Genomic DNA, 17,832 nt, shown 5'->3' on the forward strand with positions numbered 1-17,832 from the left:
CAGACTTTGCCAAGAAGGCAGAAAGAAATTGCATTACAATCTCTCAAACCCAAGCATTGCACGTCCACCAATATGAGTGGCTTTCAGCACCGCGCCCCTACATGTACACAACGACGGAAACGTAACCAAAACAGAATACCCGCCGTAGTCAGTCCGAAGGGGAAAGCCATCCAAATACCAACCAAGCCCCAATCCAACCCAAAAGCAAACAAGTAGCCCACAGGCAAGGAAACGACAAAGTAAGCAATGAAAGCAATCAGCATCATTGGCCGCACATCCGACGTACCACGCAAAGCATTGGCAAACGTTATCTGCAATCCGTCTCCAAACTGATAGATGAAAAAGGGCACAAACAAAGCCGGCACCAGCACGGCCACTTCAGCATTGTCTGTAAACCAGCCTGCGATCCAGGGACGACAGGCAAAAACAATCAGCGACAACACCACAGCCATTACCATTATCAAGTGAAAGCCCGCGTAAGCCGAGCGACGCACGTTCACTACATCACCTCGGCCATGATAATTGCTGACCCTCACGGCCACCGCCGCGCCCATGCCATAATACATCATAAAGGTGAACTGAGAAATGGTCAGCATAATCTGGTGCGAAGCCAAAGCGATTGTACCCAGCCAGCCTACCATTATCACACTCAGGCTGAAAGACGCTGTTTCCATCCCCATCTGTAATCCGACTGGCCACCCTAACGCATTGAGACGACGGAACAGCACCGAAGACCAAGAGTGCCGCAACAGACCTACCCGATAGCGGCGAAAACGGCGCGCACGAAGCACTATCCACGCAAAGACGACCACCATCATGACGCGTGACAACAACGTGCTCAGCCCCGCACCCAGCAACCCTAACTCGGGCAAGCCAAACTTACCATTAATAAGAATATAATTCCCCACGATATTCATTGCATTGCCTCCCAACAGAATCCACATCGCCGTACGCGTGTCTGTAATACCATCGGTAAACTGCTTGAAAGCATTGAACAACATGACAAAAAGCAACGAAACGAGCAATACAAGATAATAAGGTTTAATAAGAGGAAGTAACTCATCAGGCTGCCCCAGACGCTCGAGATTGAAATAAAGAATACCCATCACAGCCATCTCAAGCAATGCCACCAATACATTGGCCACCAAGCTACAACGCAGTGCACTTCCTGCCTCAGCCCACTGTCCACGCCCATAAAAGCTGCCGACAACAGGTGTCAAGCCATAACTAAACCCCGTACTGAAAATGATGCAAAGGTTAAACATATTATTCACGAACGAAGCCGCCCCCAATTCCGGCGTACTGTGATGCCCAATCATCAACGTATCGGCAAAGCCAAGAACTATAACTCCCAACTGGCCCACCACGATAGGCATCCCCAAAGAAAACAAAGTCCGGTAATGTACACCGTACGTCTGCAACAATCGGTTCATTTATTTAACGTGAGTTCTATAATATAAAACATTAGCATTCGTTCGCCGGAACGCCCGCCGGGCAACAGCCTGCAATTGCCCGACATTCACAGCACGATAACGCTCTACCTCGCGGTCGATGTCTTCCGCTTTCCCGGTCAGTTCAAACCAAGCTAAATTGGTAGCCACATTCAGGTAATTAATATTACCGAAAATCTGCGTGGATTCGAACTTGTTTTTTACCTTCTCCAATTCCCGCTCGTCCACAGGTTCCTGAACCAAACGCTCCAGTTCTTCCCACACAGCGGCCTCCGCTTCTTCCAACGTCGCACCCGACGAAGGTTTCCCGTTGATATACAAGAGTCCCGCATCGCGCGAACCGGAGACATAAGCATCAATGTTCGAGAATAGTTTCCGTTCCTGCACCAGACACCTCGTCAAACGGCTGGAACGCCCGTTGCTCAAAATATCCGATAAAGCATCGAAGGCATAATAATCTGCTTCGCCACGCCCGCACATACGAAAGGCCATGTACAAAGCGTCAAGCGGTACATCACGTTCCACTGTCAGACGACGTTCTTCCGTCTGTTCCGGTTCTTGTGGCAAAGTCCGCCGCGCAATGTCGCGGCGCGGGATAGGCCCGAACCATTTATCGGCCAGGCGGCGCGTCTCGTCCCACGACAGATGGCCCGTCACGGCCAGCACAGCATTGTTAGGCGCATAATGACGAAAGAAAAAATCCTTCACTTCGTCCAGCGTAGCATTAGCGATATGAGACAAATCCTTGCCAATGGTAGGCCAGCGATACGGATGCACCCGGTAGGCCAATGGACGAAGCAAGTGCCCAGCATCACCGTAGGGTTGATTCAGACAACGTTGCCTGAACTCTTCCATCACTACCCCACGCTGCACCTCCAGACTACGCGGGCTGAAGGCCAATTCCAACATCCTGTCAGACTCCAACCAAAAGCCAATCTCGACGTTCGCGGCAGGAACGGTCAAGTAATAGTTGGTGATGTCGTTGTTGGTCCAAGCGTTGTTCTCACCACCGGCCAATTGCAAAGGCACGTCATAGTCGGGAATGTGTTTCGACCCGCCGAACATCAGATGCTCGAACAAATGAGCAAAGCCCGTGTGGTCAGGGTGTTCATCGCGTGCCCCAACATCGTAGACAATGTTCAGTGCTACCATCTGCGTACCGGTGTCTTCATGATGCACCAGCCTCAGCCCGTTATCCAGAGTATAATGATTAATCTTCAAGGACGGTCACTTTATTGATGACAACATTTTCTTCAGGACGGTCGTTACGGTCGGTCTTGACGCGTTGTATTTTGTCCACCACATCCATGCCTTCCAGCACTTCGCCGAAAACGGTGTACTCGCCGTCCAGGTGGGGCGTTCCTCCGACAGTGGTGTAGGCCTGCCGTTGCTCGGGCGTAAACTCAAAGCGAGGTTTCCCGGCCATCTGTGCCTCAGCCTGCTCAATCAGTTCATCCTGCAACCTCATCAGCCCCTCCTGGTCGTTCTCGCGACGCATCTTGTAGATTTCCTTCATGTGCTTGCGGGCCAGTTCGTTGAACACGTTTTGCAGGCGCATCTGGTTAATCTGTTCCTGCATGTTTGCCAGCGACGAGTCGTTATACACCTTGCCTGTCACGATGTAGAACTGGCAGCCGGATGATGCTTTCTCGGGGTTGACGTTATCGCCTTGACGGGCAGCAGACAAAGCGCCTCGCTTGTGGAAGTATTTCGGATAAACGAACTCGGCAGGGATGGTATAGCCCACATCGCCTGTGCCAAGCGATTTGCCTTTCGGCGCGTTCTTGCTCTGAGGGTCGCCCGCCTGAATCATGAAGTCCTTGATGACGCGGTGAAACAACGTTCCATCGTACGTGCCAGCCTTAGCCAGCTTGATAAAGTTGTCACGGTGTTTCGGTGTTTCGTTGTAGAGCTTCACCACGATGTCGCCCGCCGTGGTTTCGATTTTCAGTTTGGTTTCTTTTTCCATTTTACTTTGATTTGTTCCCGGTTTGCAGGCTGTCAAGCCGCAAACGAGTATGGTTAATATGACAATGATGTTTCGCTTCATTTACCTTTTTGTTTAATTTAAGCCTGCAAATATACGACTTTCAGTCAAAACCTCTTACCTTTGTTGGCAAAAGAAAACCTAAAGTGAAGGCAATGAAATCCATTTTAATCGTAGAAGACGACATCACCTATGGCATGATGCTGAAGACGTGGCTGGGAAAGAAGGGGTTCCAAGTAGCCTCGGCCAGCAATGTGGCCCGTGCCCGGAAACACCTCGAAACGGAGAACGTGGATTTAATCCTGTCCGACCTGCGCCTGCCCGACCACGACGGGACCGACCTGCTCCGCTGGCTGGCAGACGAGCAAATGTCCATACCGCTTATCATCATGACGGGATATGCCGATATCCAGTCGGCAGTGCAAGCCATGAAAATGGGGGCAAGGGACTACGTGGCCAAGCCTGTCAACCCAGACGAGCTGCTGAAAAAAATAGGCGAAGCCTTGGACACCGGAACGTCTCCGGCGGCGGCCAAAGTCAAAGAGACATCGACGGAGGAAACGACGGACTTCATTGAAGGGGAAAGCGAGGCAGCCCGCCAACTGTACAACTATGTCCGACTGGTGGCACCCACCAACATGTCTGTCCTTATCAACGGTGCCAGCGGAACAGGCAAAGAATACGTAGCCCACCGCATCCACCGGCTGAGCAAACGTGCCGGCCATCCGTTCATAGCCATCGACTGCGGGTCTATCCCCAAGGAGCTGGCGGCATCGGAGTTTTTCGGGCACGTAAAGGGAGCGTTTACAGGTGCCACAAGCGACAAGACGGGTGCTTTTGTCGAGGCCAACGGCGGTACGATTTTCCTGGACGAGATAGGAAACCTAAGCTATGAAGTACAGGTACAACTGCTGCGCGCCCTGCAAGAGCGGAAGGTACGCCCTGTGGGGTCGGGAAAAGAAATCCAGGTGGACGTGCGCCTGGTGTCTGCCACCAACGAAAACCTGGAACTGGCCATCGAGAAAGGCTTGTTCCGCGAAGACTTGTATCACCGCATCAATGAGTTCACCCTGCGCATCCCGACGCTGAAAGACCGGAAAGAAGACATCATGCTGTTCGCACGCTCTTTCCTGAACCAAGCCAACCGAGAGATGGGCAAGGAAGTGGCGGGATTTGACGAACGCGCCGCCCAACTGCTGATGGGCTATCCCTGGCCCGGCAACCTGCGGCAAATGAAAAATGCCATCCGACGCGCCACACTGCTGGCCACCGGGACTTACATCACGTCGGCCGACTTGAGCGACTTGCCCGAGGCTGCACCCGCATCGCCCTACTTGCCGCTGCGCAACGAGGAGGCCGAAAAGCAACACATCATTGAGGCCCTGCGGCAAACGGGCAACAACAAAAGCCGCGCCGCCCAACTGCTGGGCATCGACCGGAAAACGCTTTACAACAAGCTGAAAGCATACAGCATTGAGGCATAAAAAGGAAGAAGTGTGGAATAATTCCACAACACGTTCCACACTTTCCACAACTTTCCACACTGCGTCCTTCTTTTCCACAAACCAATTTCCCGCCGACACCCCACTGTCGGCGGATTTCTTTTCCGCAATTCGCTATCGTTCTCTATCTAAAGCAGATAGCTATCGTTCGAGAGAAGCAGGGCCCTTGTCCGAAAGAAAGAAATCTGTTGTTCGGAAGAAAGGAACCTCTTCCGAAAGCTGACTTCTTTTAGACAGAAAGCAGAAAAAAGCGGCCAAAAACAAGAGACTGCCGGACGTGGCACAGTATTTGAAAGAAAATATATACAGATACCTTATTAAATCCAACTTTAAGCATAGTTTTTTAGACCTACAAAAAAGAGTTGACCTAAAGAGTTAGTAAAAAAGTAAGCAGTCCTGTTTATGTTTGTTTGTGGTGGTCCTTCTTCCCGTTGCGGGTTGGCAATACGGCCAACAGCGCGGGAGGGAGGCCGAAACAACCCCGGAAAGGGGATTCATAGGTAAAGATTGCAGAGAGAGGCCGAAGAAGAGTAAGCATACTAACACAAAAAAACCGTTCCCAGCTTGTCTATTCGAGGGAACGGTTTTTTGTATGCCTGCCTGCCAACCGGCTACCAACGACGCTCCGGATAGAGGTCGTCCCACCACTGGGGACTGTCTTGCAGCCAGCGGGCAAACCAAGCCATGATAGAATTGTGCCAGAGAACACGCTTCTCGTAATCGCTGATGAAATGGTTCTCCCCCTCCACGGTAATAAATTCCACGGGTTTGCCCAGAATCTTCAACGCATTATACAACTGGATGCTCTCCCCGATGGGCACGTTGGTATCCACCGTTCCGTGCAGCAACAAGAGAGGCGTATTAATCTTGTCCGCATTGAACAAGGCGCCGTGCTTGGTAAACAAGTCAGGACGGCTCCACGGATAACTATCGGCTGCCGCAACACCGTTGTACGAATAGCCCCAATAGCCCTCGCCCCAATAGCTGGTCACGTTGCTGATGCCTGCGTGCGAAACAGCGGCGGCAAAAAGGTCGGTCTTCGTCTGGAGGTACATCGTCATGAAGCCGCCATACGATGCGCCCAAGCAACCGATGCGCTTGGCATCGACAAACGGATGGGCGTCGCAAAACTTCTTTGTCCCCTCGATAATCTCGTCGGCGGTCCAGTCGCCCCACGCATTAACGTGACGGGCCGAGAACTCCTGCCCGTAACCGATGGCACCGCTGGGATTGATGACATAGACCACATAGTCGCGCGAAGCGAAAAGCTGCGGACTGTAAGGACTGGTCAGGCCACGCGTAGTGGGCGTCGTGCCGCCATAATAATAAACAATGAGGGGATATTTCTTCTGCGGGTCGAAGTCGGGCGGCAGACACATCATGCCTTCAATCAGAGTGCCGTCCGCAGCCGTAAAGTTCCACGGCTGCATCTCTCCCAGCTCTATCTTGTCCAACGTTTCCTTCATCGGGTCGGCCAGCAAAGCAGACTTCCCTTTTTTGCGGTCATACAGATAAGCCACGCCGGCGCTGGTGTTTCCACCGCCCACATAGGCCATGAGCGAAGCATCGTCGTCGGGCAGAGAAAAGCCATAAATCACATCTTCCTCCAACGGCAACATCTCGAACACGTCCTTGTCCGGCACATAACGGTACACATGCTGGCAATCCCGATCCGTCGTATTGAAATAAATACAACCGTCTGCCCGGTTCCATACAGAAGAAATAATCGCCGGGGCAAAATCGCGGGTGATAGGCTTGACCTCACGAGTCTGCAAATCCATCAGGAAAGCCTGCGTGTCAAAATCATTGGCAATGGGCAGCTCGCCGCAGTTCTTGCCGATACCACCAAAAGCCGAAGGACTGCCCGTCAGGAGCAAGCGGGTGCCATCAGGCGAATAAGACGCGCCACTGACGTAGGCATCCCACTTCACCAACGTGTCGGCCTGCAAAGTAGCCAGGTCAAGCTGGAAAACAGAAGTGAGCGAGAAGGGGCACTTCGTGATATTGGGTTTCTGGGTGCTGCAAAGCAACTTCGTGCCGTCGGGCGAAATGTCATTCAAATAAACACTGGCGCTGCCATAAGTCAAACGTTCGGAAAGCCCAGTCGACAAATCATATTTCACCAGATAAAAACGGTTGCGCGAACCGGGGATACGGTCGTCCGGATGCAACAGACGCTTCAAAGGGCCTTCGACCTTTTCGCCCTCCTCGGTCTCAGTATATATAAGGAAATCTTCACAGGGCGACCAAGTGAAATACCCTTCCGGAATGTTGCGGTACAAGACTGTCTCCTGCCCCCTGACCGGGTCGTAGACCACAAGGTCATTCCCTTGCTTGCCCGTCACGGTGTAATACAAACGATTTCCCTGAGGCATCCAGCTCATGTTCTCACCCACACTGGGCAGCAAAACCCGCCCGGACTTCACCTCCGTCAGTTCCGTATGCGAGCGCGAACGCTTCAAGTCATAGTTATCACTGTATCGAGTCAACAGATACTTGCCGTCGGGCGACAAAGACACCGAAGCCACGCGGCTGCCGAAATTGGTATCGAACAAAGAAAGACGACGTTTCAAATCGGGAGCCATGCGGCAGGGCACATCGGAAAACGCCTCGTCTTTCTCCAACTCGCATTTCAGCACAGGTTGCGCCTTATCTCCGGCCGCGGCAAGCAGTTTGACCACGATTTCATAATCAGCCTCCGGCTCCAGACGCAGGTCAATCTCGACAGGATGCACCTGCGGCAAACTGTCTTCAGCCGTAGTCTTCGAACGCCGGGAACGCCCGTTGACAAACACCTCAAAACGAGCCGGAGAAGAGACTCTCAACTTGCCTTTCATAAAACGTTCGGCCCGAAAACGAGTGGAAAACAAGTAAAGCAAATTATCAGCCTGCGGTTTCTCCACCGTCACATAACCAGCCGTATCGGCCGACACACGTCCCGCTTGGGAAAAGTCGAAAGGGACATGCGTTTCCAGCAACTCGGCCGCACCAAACTTTTCGCCTTTCTGATTGATGCTGTCACCCTGCAAAGGCATCCGCACCACAACGGCCGGACGCATCGCATATTCCGTCACTTTTTCTTGCGAGCAAACCATCAGGGCCACAAACGACATGACCCACACAATAAGGAATCTTTTCATTGAATTAATTGATTGTTAAAAGTTCGAAGCCGTTCCACAAGTTTCCCGACGGAAGCGGAGCCTCCACATCTACCAACTGTTTGGAAACCGGATGGATAAAACGGACACGGCGAGCATGCAGACAAATGCTGCCGTCAGGATTGGAACGGGGAAAACCATATTTCAAATCCCCCTTGATGGGACAACCCATCTTGGCCAACTGACAACGGATTTGATGATGACGGCCGGTCTTCAAGTCCACCTCCAGCAAAAAATAATTTTGCGAACGGCCGATAAGACGATAATGCAATACAGCTTTCTTGCTGCCGGGACGTTCCGCATCGTAAGCATAACTTTTGTTCTGCTTCTCATTACGCACCAGATAGTGCACCAATTCGCCTTCAACCTGAGACGGACGGTTTTTCACCACGGCCCAGTAAGTCTTCTGCACCTCACTGCCTCTGAACATTTCATTCAGCCGCGTCAATGCCTTGCTGGTCTTGGCAAAAACAACCAGACCGCTCACGGGACGATCCAGCCGGTGAGTGACACCGATAAAGACATTGCCGGGCTTGGCATACTTCTCTTTCAAATACTGTTTCACAGTTTCCGACAAAGGTGTATCGCCCGTTTTGTCTCCCTGAACAATCTCGGAAGCGGTCTTGTTGACAATGATAATGTGGTTGTCTTCGTAAACAACTGTCATTTTAAAGAAAAATAAAAAATGAAGAATGGAGAATCAAAAGCAGGCCGGTGGCTATACCCCAACCTTTACCCTTCATTCTCCACTCTTCATTAACTAAATTACATGTTCATGCCGCCATCTACCTGTATGACTTGACCGGAAACGTAAGATGACATATCCGAAGCCAGGAAAGTAGCGATATTGGCCACATCTTCGGGCGTACCGCCACGACGCAAAGGAATACGCTTAGCCCATTCGGCTTTTACCTCATCAGACAAGGCATCTGTCATAGCAGTGATAATAAATCCAGGGGCAATGGCATTGGCACGGATACCACGCGAACCCAATTCTTGAGCGATGGATTTTGCCAAGGCAATCAGGCCGGCTTTGGAAGCAGCGTAGTTAGACTGGCCGGCATTGCCATGAACGCCCACTACCGATGCCATATTGATGATGCTGCCACTACGCTGACGCATCATAATAGGCGTGCAGGCATGAATGAAGTTGAAGGCCGATTTCAGGTTGACGTTCAATACCATGTCCCACTGAGATTCACTCATGCGCATCATCAGGCCGTCACGCGTGATTCCAGCGTTGTTTACCAAGATGTCAATGTGACCGAAGTCTTTATGGATTTGCTCTACAACTTTGGCCGTATCTTCAAAATTGGCTGCATTAGAAGCATATCCTTTGGCCTGAACACCAAGTGCGGCGATTTCTTTCTCCGTCTGCTGGGCATTTTCGTCAATCACCAAGTCCGTAAATGCCACGTTAGCTCCTTCTGAAGCGAACTTCAAGGCAATAGCTTTGCCTATACCGCGGGCTGCGCCCGTCACGATAGCAACTTTTCCGTCTAATAATCCCATAGTTTTCTGTATTAATTAAAAATTCTGATTATAAGTCCATACCTAAAGCCCGAAGCACCAAACGACGCACGTAAACGTCCAGCGTTCCGTCATCTAAATCCGAGCCTACATGGCCACGGATGTAGGGAGCCTCGATGCCTTTAATACAATAGTATAGCAATTCAGCCGTCATATCCACGTCGTCTATGCGAAAGAAACCAGCCTGCATCCCTTCACGCAATACTTCTTTAAACAACAGCACCTGATTGGCATCAAAACGTTTGCGCACCGTTTCCACACGCCACGTATCGCGGAAGAAATCTGCGCGAAGAGTTCCATTCCGATAAACCACCTCCTTCACCGTATCCAGATGAGTATAAATCATCTCCATCAACTTCTCGTCGGCACGGATGTCCTTCTCCGTCACACGCTTCATCGTATCCGTCAGAATGTCCAACTCCGACTCTACCACAGCCAAGTAAATGTCCTCTTTACTTTTAAAATAAGTATAGAGCGTACGACGTCCCCGCTGCGAAGCCACAGCAATGTCATTCATGGTGGTATTCTCCACCCCCATCTTTGCAAACAGCCGACGGGCGACATCTACCAATTGGGCACGGGTTTTGGAAACGGTCATAATACTTCTGGCTTACATTTTGCTAATAAATTGAGCAAAAGTACAGTTTTTCACCGAAACGAGCAAATTGCCACCTATATAATTTCCGTGAAAGCATATTGACAAGCAACGGCCTTGACTAACGGACATAAAAACTTCAAGAAGCCGGTTGAAAAGAATCGCTTTTATATTGCGTAGGAGTAACCCCCATGTATTTCTTGAATGTTGTGCTAAAATAACGAGACGAAGAAAAGCCCGTACGTTCAGCTATCTCAGTCATGCTCAATTCCGTTTTCCGCAACATCTCGGCCGCACATTCCATGCGCAGCTTATTGATGTAGTTGCTGGGGCCCATGCCAGTCAGTGCTTTCACACGGTTAAAAAGCGAAGCGCGGCTGGTTCCCATCTGTTCGCACAAGAACGTCACATCCAACAATTCTTCACTCAAATGATTACGAATTAAATTGTTTATTTTATATAGGAAAGCTTCGTCTGCCGAAGAAACTGGGCCTTCGGACGTAGGTGAAACGGGCACATACCTTGATTTAAGTTGTTCACGCAAGAAAAGTCGATTACGAATCACCTCCAGCAAATCATCTGGTTCAAAAGGCTTTTCCACGTAAGCATCTGCTCCGGTTTTATATCCATCCATGTGACTTTGCTCGTCGGTACGTGCGGTTAACAGAATGACCTGGATATAAGCCAAATCTGGATTGCCCTTAATGCAACTGCACAACTCATAGCCGTCCATACGAGGCATCATCAAATCACTGACTACAACGTCAGGCATCTCATGCCGTATCCACTCCAACGCCTCTTGTCCGTCTGAAACGACATGCAATTTCTTAAAACGTCCCATAAAAGTAGTAGCTATCATCTGTCGCAAATCCGGATTATCATCGACAAATAGACAAATATAATTGTGCATGTCTACCTCTCCAGTCAACGGTGTACCTGGCTTGATATAATCCTCCGACTGCACTAAGTGATTCAAATACTCCTCTGGTTGGAAAACGGCATTTTCAGAAGGCTGACGCATAGGTAACTCATACCAAAAACAAGCTCCCCCATCAGAATTGTCATAAGCGCCAATCTGTCCATGATGTTTCTCTACCAAAATTTTTGAATAGGACAAACCTATGCCAGCTCCATCTTTAGCCCCTTCTCCTTGATAAAAACGAGTAAACAATTGCGTGGCATCTACCCCTTTCAAGCCATCTCCACGGTCGATGACCGATATACGAACAGCATTTCCTTTTTGCACCAATTCCGTACGCAAGATAATGCAACTGCCATCAGGACTATGCTTAAAGGCATTGACAATAAGATTGGTCAGTATGATTACATTTTGCTCTTGGTCGAAACATACCTCTCCGATAGCATCATCCAGTTCATAAGTCAGGCTTATATGCCGCTCTTTTCCTTCATATAAAAAATCATCAGCCGTTTCTTTTAACCATTCATTCAGCAAATGAGGCTTCATCTGCAATTTAGTCTCTTTCATCTCCATTTTGCGCAAACTCAGCACCATATTCAACAAGCTTTTCATTCGTTTCGCTTGTTTCAATACGTTCTTCAAAGGTGGGTAGAGAGCATCATCAGGAGAGAGTTTCTGCAAAATCTGGCTCAGTGGAGCACTTATTAACGTCAACGGCGTACGTAATTCATGGTTGATGTTGATCAAGAAACGTACTTTTTCTTCATAAACCTGCTGTTTATGTTCCTTTAATGCCAGAACCATTTTCTCTTCTTTGCGACGTATAGCCTGCAAGACAAAATAGGCCAATGCACTGGCAATAAACAAAGCACAAAGCAAAACAAACCACCACGTCTGATACCAAGCAGGTGGCACCGTAAAAGTCACAATATGGTTCCACGGCATCCACTCGCTATATTTTGTACTGCATGAGGCCCAAATGCGATAAGTACCTGGCGAAAGAGCACGCAAAGTGATTTCAGGCTCTCCGCCTTCCGCCACCTGCTCATCAGCGCCATTAATCTGCCAACGATACAAACGTTTACGGAAACGATTATCGGTATGAGTCATCAATTTAATGGAAACCGTTCCATCTTTAACAGCCTGCATCAATTCACGGCTGTCCTTATCGACTTTCCCCAACAGGCTACGGTCTCCACTGATAATATCTCCCAACGAAAGCAATGGCATATCGTTCGTTTCCAAATCAGCCACATTGCCATCTACATACACGAAGCCATTGATTCCTCCAATATAAATGCCTCCTTGTGAAGCGTTCAATACTGCGCGTTCCGTATATCCATTAACTTGCACACCATCTGATTCGTCCAACGAGATAAGTTTTTTCCGTTCGGGCAACCAAACGAACAAGCCATTTTCCGCTCCAATCCACAAACGACGACCATTGTCATACAGAAGTGAAAGAACGCCTTTCAATGTGGTATCTTGCAAAGGAGTCGCGCTACGAGTCATTGGGTCATAAAGGCTCAATCCCTCTGACGTTCCCACCCAAAACTTACCCTCTGTATCGCGGCACACACACTGCAATATGGTATGAGAAGCTACCGAATAGACAACTTGCAGACTACCATTACGCCCGTCCAAGCTATAAATACTGCGCATGTCATGTAAATAAGTATAGGGTCCCTGTTGGCCAACTATTGTGAAGACACCTTCTGCCTTGTTTTTTTCGCCAGTCAAACATTCCACCCGTCTCGTATCTGGGAAATAATGATAGATATGAGAAGATAATATTAGAATAGATGAAGGAGTATCACGATATACATAAACCGATTTACGACCATATAGTGCTTGTTGCTCGATAGCGTCAATGTCATTAATCTTGCGCAAAATCCCCGTGCGTTTATCAAAAGCAAAGATACCTTTGGAAAACAAAGTAACCAATAACTCACGTTCATTAAGAGAACAAATCGAAGTCACCTTCTCGCCCCAAGTTCGCGGATAATGGACAAAATTACGCGCATTGGGCTCAAAACGGTTAATGCCGCCGCCATCAGTGCCAATCCAAATATCACCCGACCTTTCTTCTTGGCAAAAAGCCAACACCGCTTTCTCGCTCAAACCACTGTTTGCATTCAGTGGGACATCAGAATAAGACCGGATGAAAGAACGGCGAATATTAATCAGGCCCCCTTTGACACTTCCCACCCAAAGATTATCTGCATCAGCATACAGGCTCTGAATGGAATTGTCCGGCAAAGCATTTTTATCACCTGGAATATAAGTGAGGACTCTTATCTTTCCCGTTTCCGGATCAAGAATATTGATACCGCCGCCATCTGTTCCCATCCAAATATCACCTTCATACTCACTCATACAAAGAATAATATTGTGACTCAAGTCAGAATTTTCCGTAGTATATGATGCCAGCAAATGTCCTTCTCGATCAAAGCAAGATACTCCTTTATTATAAGAGGTAGTCCACAAACGTTGTTGGCTATCCAACAGTATACGTGTAACGCCTTCTGAATGTTCCATCGGAGCTGGCCTCATTTTTCCGGTTCGAATATCCAACAAAAAAAGCCCTTCCCATAATCGAAGGCAAAGCAAGGTATGGTCATCCCATGGCACAATTGCTTTAACAAAAGAGCCCCAGCCACCATAATCAGCCACTTTCTTCAATTGGCGAGTTGAATAATCATAAAAAAAAAGAGCTGCCCTCGAAGAAAAGAGCATTCCTCCAGGCCATCGGCAAGACGTTGTTGCTTTCACTCCGTCATTGCCCGAAAGTTTCAAGAAACGAGCGGAACTTTTATCGTAAAAGACCAAATCACTGTCGGTCAGCACCCAAAGATTTCGCAAGCTATCCTCTACGATCTGATAAACCTCGTTGCCTGGCAGAGAATAAGGGTTATCTGCATCGTGTGTATACATCTTCAGTTCGTAGCCGTCAAAACGTCCCAATCCCTTCTTGGTTCCTACCCATACAAAACCTCCTTTTTCAGCATATACACTTTGAATGGAAGCCGGCATGCCTTTGGATATAGATACTTGTTTGAACAGATAGTCTTCGGCCGACAACGTCATGACTGGCAGTCCAAGGCTGATTAATATATATAGGAATAAAAGCCTGTGTTTTCCCATCGTTTTCAAGATTTCGTAACGCCACAAAGATAGCCATTTTAGTCAAAAAAAGAAGCATGAAACCCGAAGAAATATACAGTCCAACTATACAATAAGAAAGAGCGGCTTCCAATTTTAGATATTTTATTGTTCGTTTTTACTTAGAAAGATACTCTCATAGACGTCTCAAACAATGAATTATTGAATATTGGAAAAACTTTAGCGATTTTCAAACATCAGTCTGGCTTATTTAAGCAAACTTTGCTGTCGCATTACCGCGGTTATAAACAAATGTTTCAACTAAAAATCATGAGAGTAAGGCCATGAAATTAGCAAAGATTAGTAAAGCGCGTTACCTATGCGCATGTTTGTTGACCTCTTTGTTGTTACTTCCCACTGGGCTGTTTGCACAACAAGGTATGATTACCGGAAAGGTAGTCGACGAATCGGGTGAAAGCATCATCGGTGCCTCCATCCAAGTGAAAGGAACTACTATCGGTAGTATCACTGACATTGACGGGAACTTCAGTGTCAAAGGAGAAGTAGGGAATACCATTATTGCCTCCTACATCGGTTATGCCAGCCAAGAACTGAAAGTGAGCCAACTGACGGGCAATCGCATTGTTTTATCAGAAGACACAGAGCTGCTGGATGAAGTAATTGTCGTGGGATACGGCACCTCACGTAAAGGAGACTTAACAGGCGCACTGACCACGATGCGTCCGGACGCTAACGACGCTTCCAAAGCAGTGTCACTGGACAACCTGTTAAGCGGTAAAGTAGCAGGTCTGGTCGTAAGCACAGCTTCATCCATGACAGGTGCCGCCTCATCCATTCAAATCCGTGGCGCCAGTTCATTGCGAGGTGACAACCAGCCGTTATATGTCATCGATAACGTGCCTATGGCCTCTGCCGGAGAGTTCGCTTCGTCATCTGTGGGAGGCGGTGACTTCCAAATCAACCAAGACCCGCTGGCATCGCTTAACCCCGCCGACATCGAAGACATTACTATCCTGAAAGACGCCTCGTCTACCGCCATCTATGGTTCGCGCGGTGCTAACGGCGTCATCCTCATCACGACCAAGAAAGGCCGCCAAGGCAAAGCGAAAGTCAACGTAGCAGCCAACTTCACCATTGCAGAGCCGTCCAAATTAATGGAGATGACCAACCTGCAAGAGTACGCAGCTTACCGCAACTCACGCATCGAGAACGGCCAATATCCTTTCTACCAGGTAGGAGATGAAATGCGCTATGTATTCAGCGATGCTTTAGCCGATTATGATCCGAACGACCCGGAAACTTATCGTCTTATCAACTACCGCAACTGGCAGAAAGAGATTTACCAATCGGCTTTCTCGCAGAACTACTCTGTGTCTCTGAGCGGCGGTACGGATAAAATCACCTACTACATTTCGGCCAATTTCAAAGACATCAACGGCACCGTGAAGCAAACAGGCTTGCAACAAGGTGACCTGCGCGCTAACTTGGGCATCGACATCTCCAAGAAAGTTCATCTGAACATGACGATGAGCGGCTCTATCCGCCAGAACAACATGATGGCCGGCGGTAGCACGCTGGGCGGTTCGACCACTGCTATCTCTCGTACAGCCTTGGACTATGCTCCGTTCCAGTTACCCGACGATGACCCGTCACTGAATGGCGAAAACACCACAACCGTGCTCAGTTGGCTGAACGACTACGTAGACGTTGCCAACGACAAGACCTTCAATGCCAGCGTAGACCTGCGGTGGCAAATCATCGACGGATTGAGCTACAACTTCCGCGCCGGCGGCAACCTGAACACCAACGACCGCAAACGCTGGTATGGCATGTCACTCTACCAAGGCATGAACAACAATGGATTACTGGCCATTTCCGACCTCGACAAGAGCAACATCAACGTAGAAAACCTGGTGAACTATACCAAAGACTTCGGCGAACTGCTCCACCTGGACGCCACGGCCGGTGTCACTTACGACCAATACAAATTCTTGAACGCCAACACACGCGGCACACAGTTCTCCACTTTCGACCTGCGCGAGAATGGTCTTCACATGGCCGGTAACGTCACACACGACATGCCTATCCAGAAGGACTACCAACTGTTGTCTTACCTGGGACGTGTCAACCTCTCGTTCCTTGACAAATACCTGATAACAGCCTCTATCCGTGCCGATGGCTCCAGCAAATTTGCCAAAGGAAACCGTTGGGGCTACTTCCCCTCAGCTTCTATCGCTTGGCGCGTAGAACAAGAAGAGTTCATGAAAGACCTCACCTGGCTGCACCAACTGAAGATACGCGCCAGCTACGGTATGACAGGTAACCAGAGTATAGATCCTTATTTCACTTTCTCGACCTACTCGGGTAGTACCACCACCATCGGCAACGGTCAAGGTTCAGGCATGAGCACATTGCTCGTCAGCAACCTGCCCAATGACGGATTGACATGGGAAAAGACATCTTCGTGGAACCTCGGTATAGACTTCGGTATTTTCGACTCCCGTCTTAGCGGTACGTTAGACATCTACATGAAGAAGACTGACGACTTGCTCATTCTGCGCGACCTTCCCGGTTCTGCCGGTTTCAGTTCGACCTACTACAACCAAGGTTCGCTGGACAACAAAGGCGTCGAGTTCTCGCTGAATGCACAAATCATCGACAAAGGCGACTGGAAATGGAGCGTAAGCGCCAACATCGGCAAGAACAAGAGCAAAATCACTAACTTAGGTTTAGACCCGACTTCTTTCGGCTGCCTGGGAGAACGCATAGGTTACTATGGCAACTCGATAGGCGACCACTTCGGCGTGGGTAACATTTTCTTGGAAGGAGAAGCTCCGGGACTGCTGTTCGGCCTACAGACACAAGGCATCGTGCAAGAAGAAGACATCACCAGCGAAGGCGTGAAGTTTACCAAAGCTGACGGCTCTACCGGCTATTACACAACCGTGGATGGCACAAGCCCGAAAGCCGGCGATGTCAAGTTCATCGACCAAGACGGCGACGGCAACATCTCAGCAGAAGACCGCACCATCATCGGCAACCCGAATCCCGGGTTTACCTACGGTTTCCAGACTTCTGTATCGTGGAAGAGCCTGACTCTGTCTGCTGCCTTCAACGGCGTGCACGACCGCGATGTCATCAATACAAACAACCGTTACATCAACATGCCCTCACAAACCAACAACAATGTAAGCAAAGACGCCTTCTACGGCATGTGGACCCCGGAGAACCATTCTAATCTCTATCCGTCGTCTACAAGCGACATATTGCGCGGATACGTGTACGACCGTTACGTGGAAGATGCCAGCTACCTGCGCTGCTCGGACATCACCCTGAACTGGGCATTGCCCAAGGCCTGGATGAACAAAATCGGCTTCCAGAACATATCGGTATTTGCATCTGTTAAAAACGCGTTCGTCATCACCGATTACAGCGGCTACGACCCCGAAGTAAACAGCTTTGCTTTCGACGGTCTGCGCCCGGGCATCGACATGAGTTCGTATCCCACACCTCGCCAATACATATTTGGATTGAACGTCACCTTCTAACATCATGAACCTTTAATAT

10 protein-coding genes are annotated in these 17,832 nt (G+C 49.1%); 2 read left to right on the forward strand and 8 right to left on the reverse strand.

Annotated elements, in window-relative coordinates:
* Positions 1–83 precede the first annotated feature (83 nt).
* From M3090_RS10480 to M3090_RS10490, 3 genes are read right to left on the reverse strand one after another with little or no spacing between them, the layout of a single operon-like run.
* Positions 84–1,433, reverse strand: a complete 1,350-nt coding sequence (locus M3090_RS10480) for an MATE family efflux transporter (protein WP_249055989.1) — start codon at positions 1,431–1,433, stop codon at positions 84–86.
* Positions 1,434–2,672 carry a M16 family metallopeptidase gene (locus M3090_RS10485; protein ID WP_249055991.1) on the reverse strand — a complete coding sequence of 413 codons (1,239 nt, stop codon included), beginning with the start codon at positions 2,670–2,672 and terminating at the stop codon, positions 1,434–1,436.
* Complete coding sequence (locus M3090_RS10490) at positions 2,662–3,501, reverse strand: peptidylprolyl isomerase (RefSeq protein ID WP_249055993.1); 840 nt, start codon at positions 3,499–3,501, stop codon at positions 2,662–2,664. The genes M3090_RS10485 and M3090_RS10490 overlap by 11 nt, the downstream gene beginning before the upstream one ends.
* Positions 3,502–3,593: 92 nt before the next feature.
* On the opposite strand from M3090_RS10490, the gene M3090_RS10495 reads away from it, so the two are divergent.
* Complete coding sequence (locus M3090_RS10495; RefSeq protein WP_249055995.1) at positions 3,594–4,922, forward strand: sigma-54-dependent transcriptional regulator; 1,329 nt, start codon at positions 3,594–3,596, stop codon at positions 4,920–4,922.
* A gap of 629 nt (positions 4,923–5,551) precedes the next feature.
* Here M3090_RS10495 and M3090_RS10500 read toward each other — a convergent pair.
* The 5 genes from M3090_RS10500 to M3090_RS10520 all read right to left on the reverse strand — a co-directional run bounded on the left by M3090_RS10500 (position 5,552) and on the right by M3090_RS10520 (position 14,286).
* A complete protein-coding gene (locus tag M3090_RS10500; protein WP_249055997.1) occupies positions 5,552–8,080 on the reverse strand; it encodes an alpha/beta hydrolase family protein in 2,529 nt (842 codons plus the stop codon).
* Positions 8,081–8,084: 4 nt separating this feature from the next.
* The gene (locus tag M3090_RS10505) at positions 8,085–8,765 is read right to left on the reverse strand and encodes an RluA family pseudouridine synthase (RefSeq protein WP_249056000.1); all 681 of its coding nucleotides are present in this window, start codon (positions 8,763–8,765) and stop codon (positions 8,085–8,087) included.
* Between the two features lie 98 nt (positions 8,766–8,863).
* Positions 8,864–9,610, reverse strand: a complete 747-nt coding sequence (gene fabG, locus M3090_RS10510; protein ID WP_249056002.1) for a 3-oxoacyl-[acyl-carrier-protein] reductase — start codon at positions 9,608–9,610, stop codon at positions 8,864–8,866.
* Between the two features lie 28 nt (positions 9,611–9,638).
* Positions 9,639–10,226 (reverse strand): TetR/AcrR family transcriptional regulator, encoded by a 588-nt coding sequence (locus M3090_RS10515; protein ID WP_249056004.1) that lies wholly within the window; start codon positions 10,224–10,226, stop codon positions 9,639–9,641.
* Between the two features lie 136 nt (positions 10,227–10,362).
* Complete coding sequence (locus tag M3090_RS10520) at positions 10,363–14,286, reverse strand: hybrid sensor histidine kinase/response regulator transcription factor (protein ID WP_249056006.1); 3,924 nt, start codon at positions 14,284–14,286, stop codon at positions 10,363–10,365.
* Positions 14,287–14,684: 398 nt separating this feature from the next.
* On the opposite strand from M3090_RS10520, the gene M3090_RS10525 reads away from it, so the two are divergent.
* A complete protein-coding gene (locus tag M3090_RS10525; RefSeq protein ID WP_249056009.1) occupies positions 14,685–17,813 on the forward strand; it encodes a SusC/RagA family TonB-linked outer membrane protein in 3,129 nt (1,042 codons plus the stop codon).
* Positions 17,814–17,832: the final 19 nt, after the last annotated feature.

The organism is Bacteroides sp. ET71, from assembly GCF_023336905.1.
In the GTDB taxonomy this organism is placed as follows: Bacteria; Bacteroidota; Bacteroidia; order Bacteroidales; family Bacteroidaceae; genus Bacteroides.

Coding starts and splice junctions, on each gene's coding strand:
- M3090_RS10505 (WP_249056000.1), bottom strand. CDS start 8,765: ATGACAGTTGTTTACGAAGACAACCACATTATCATTGTCAACAAGACC.
- M3090_RS10500 (WP_249055997.1), bottom strand. CDS start 8,080: ATGAAAAGATTCCTTATTGTGTGGGTCATGTCGTTTGTGGCCCTGATG.
- M3090_RS10495 (WP_249055995.1), top strand. CDS start 3,594: ATGAAATCCATTTTAATCGTAGAAGACGACATCACCTATGGCATGATG.
- M3090_RS10515 (WP_249056004.1), bottom strand. CDS start 10,226: ATGACCGTTTCCAAAACCCGTGCCCAATTGGTAGATGTCGCCCGTCGG.
- M3090_RS10480 (WP_249055989.1), bottom strand. CDS start 1,433: ATGAACCGATTGTTGCAGACGTACGGTGTACATTACCGGACTTTGTTT.
- M3090_RS10520 (WP_249056006.1), bottom strand. CDS start 14,286: ATGGGAAAACACAGGCTTTTATTCCTATATATATTAATCAGCCTTGGA.
- fabG (WP_249056002.1), bottom strand. CDS start 9,610: ATGGGATTATTAGACGGAAAAGTTGCTATCGTGACGGGCGCAGCCCGC.
- M3090_RS10525 (WP_249056009.1), top strand. CDS start 14,685: ATGATTACCGGAAAGGTAGTCGACGAATCGGGTGAAAGCATCATCGGT.
- M3090_RS10490 (WP_249055993.1), bottom strand. CDS start 3,501: ATGAAGCGAAACATCATTGTCATATTAACCATACTCGTTTGCGGCTTG.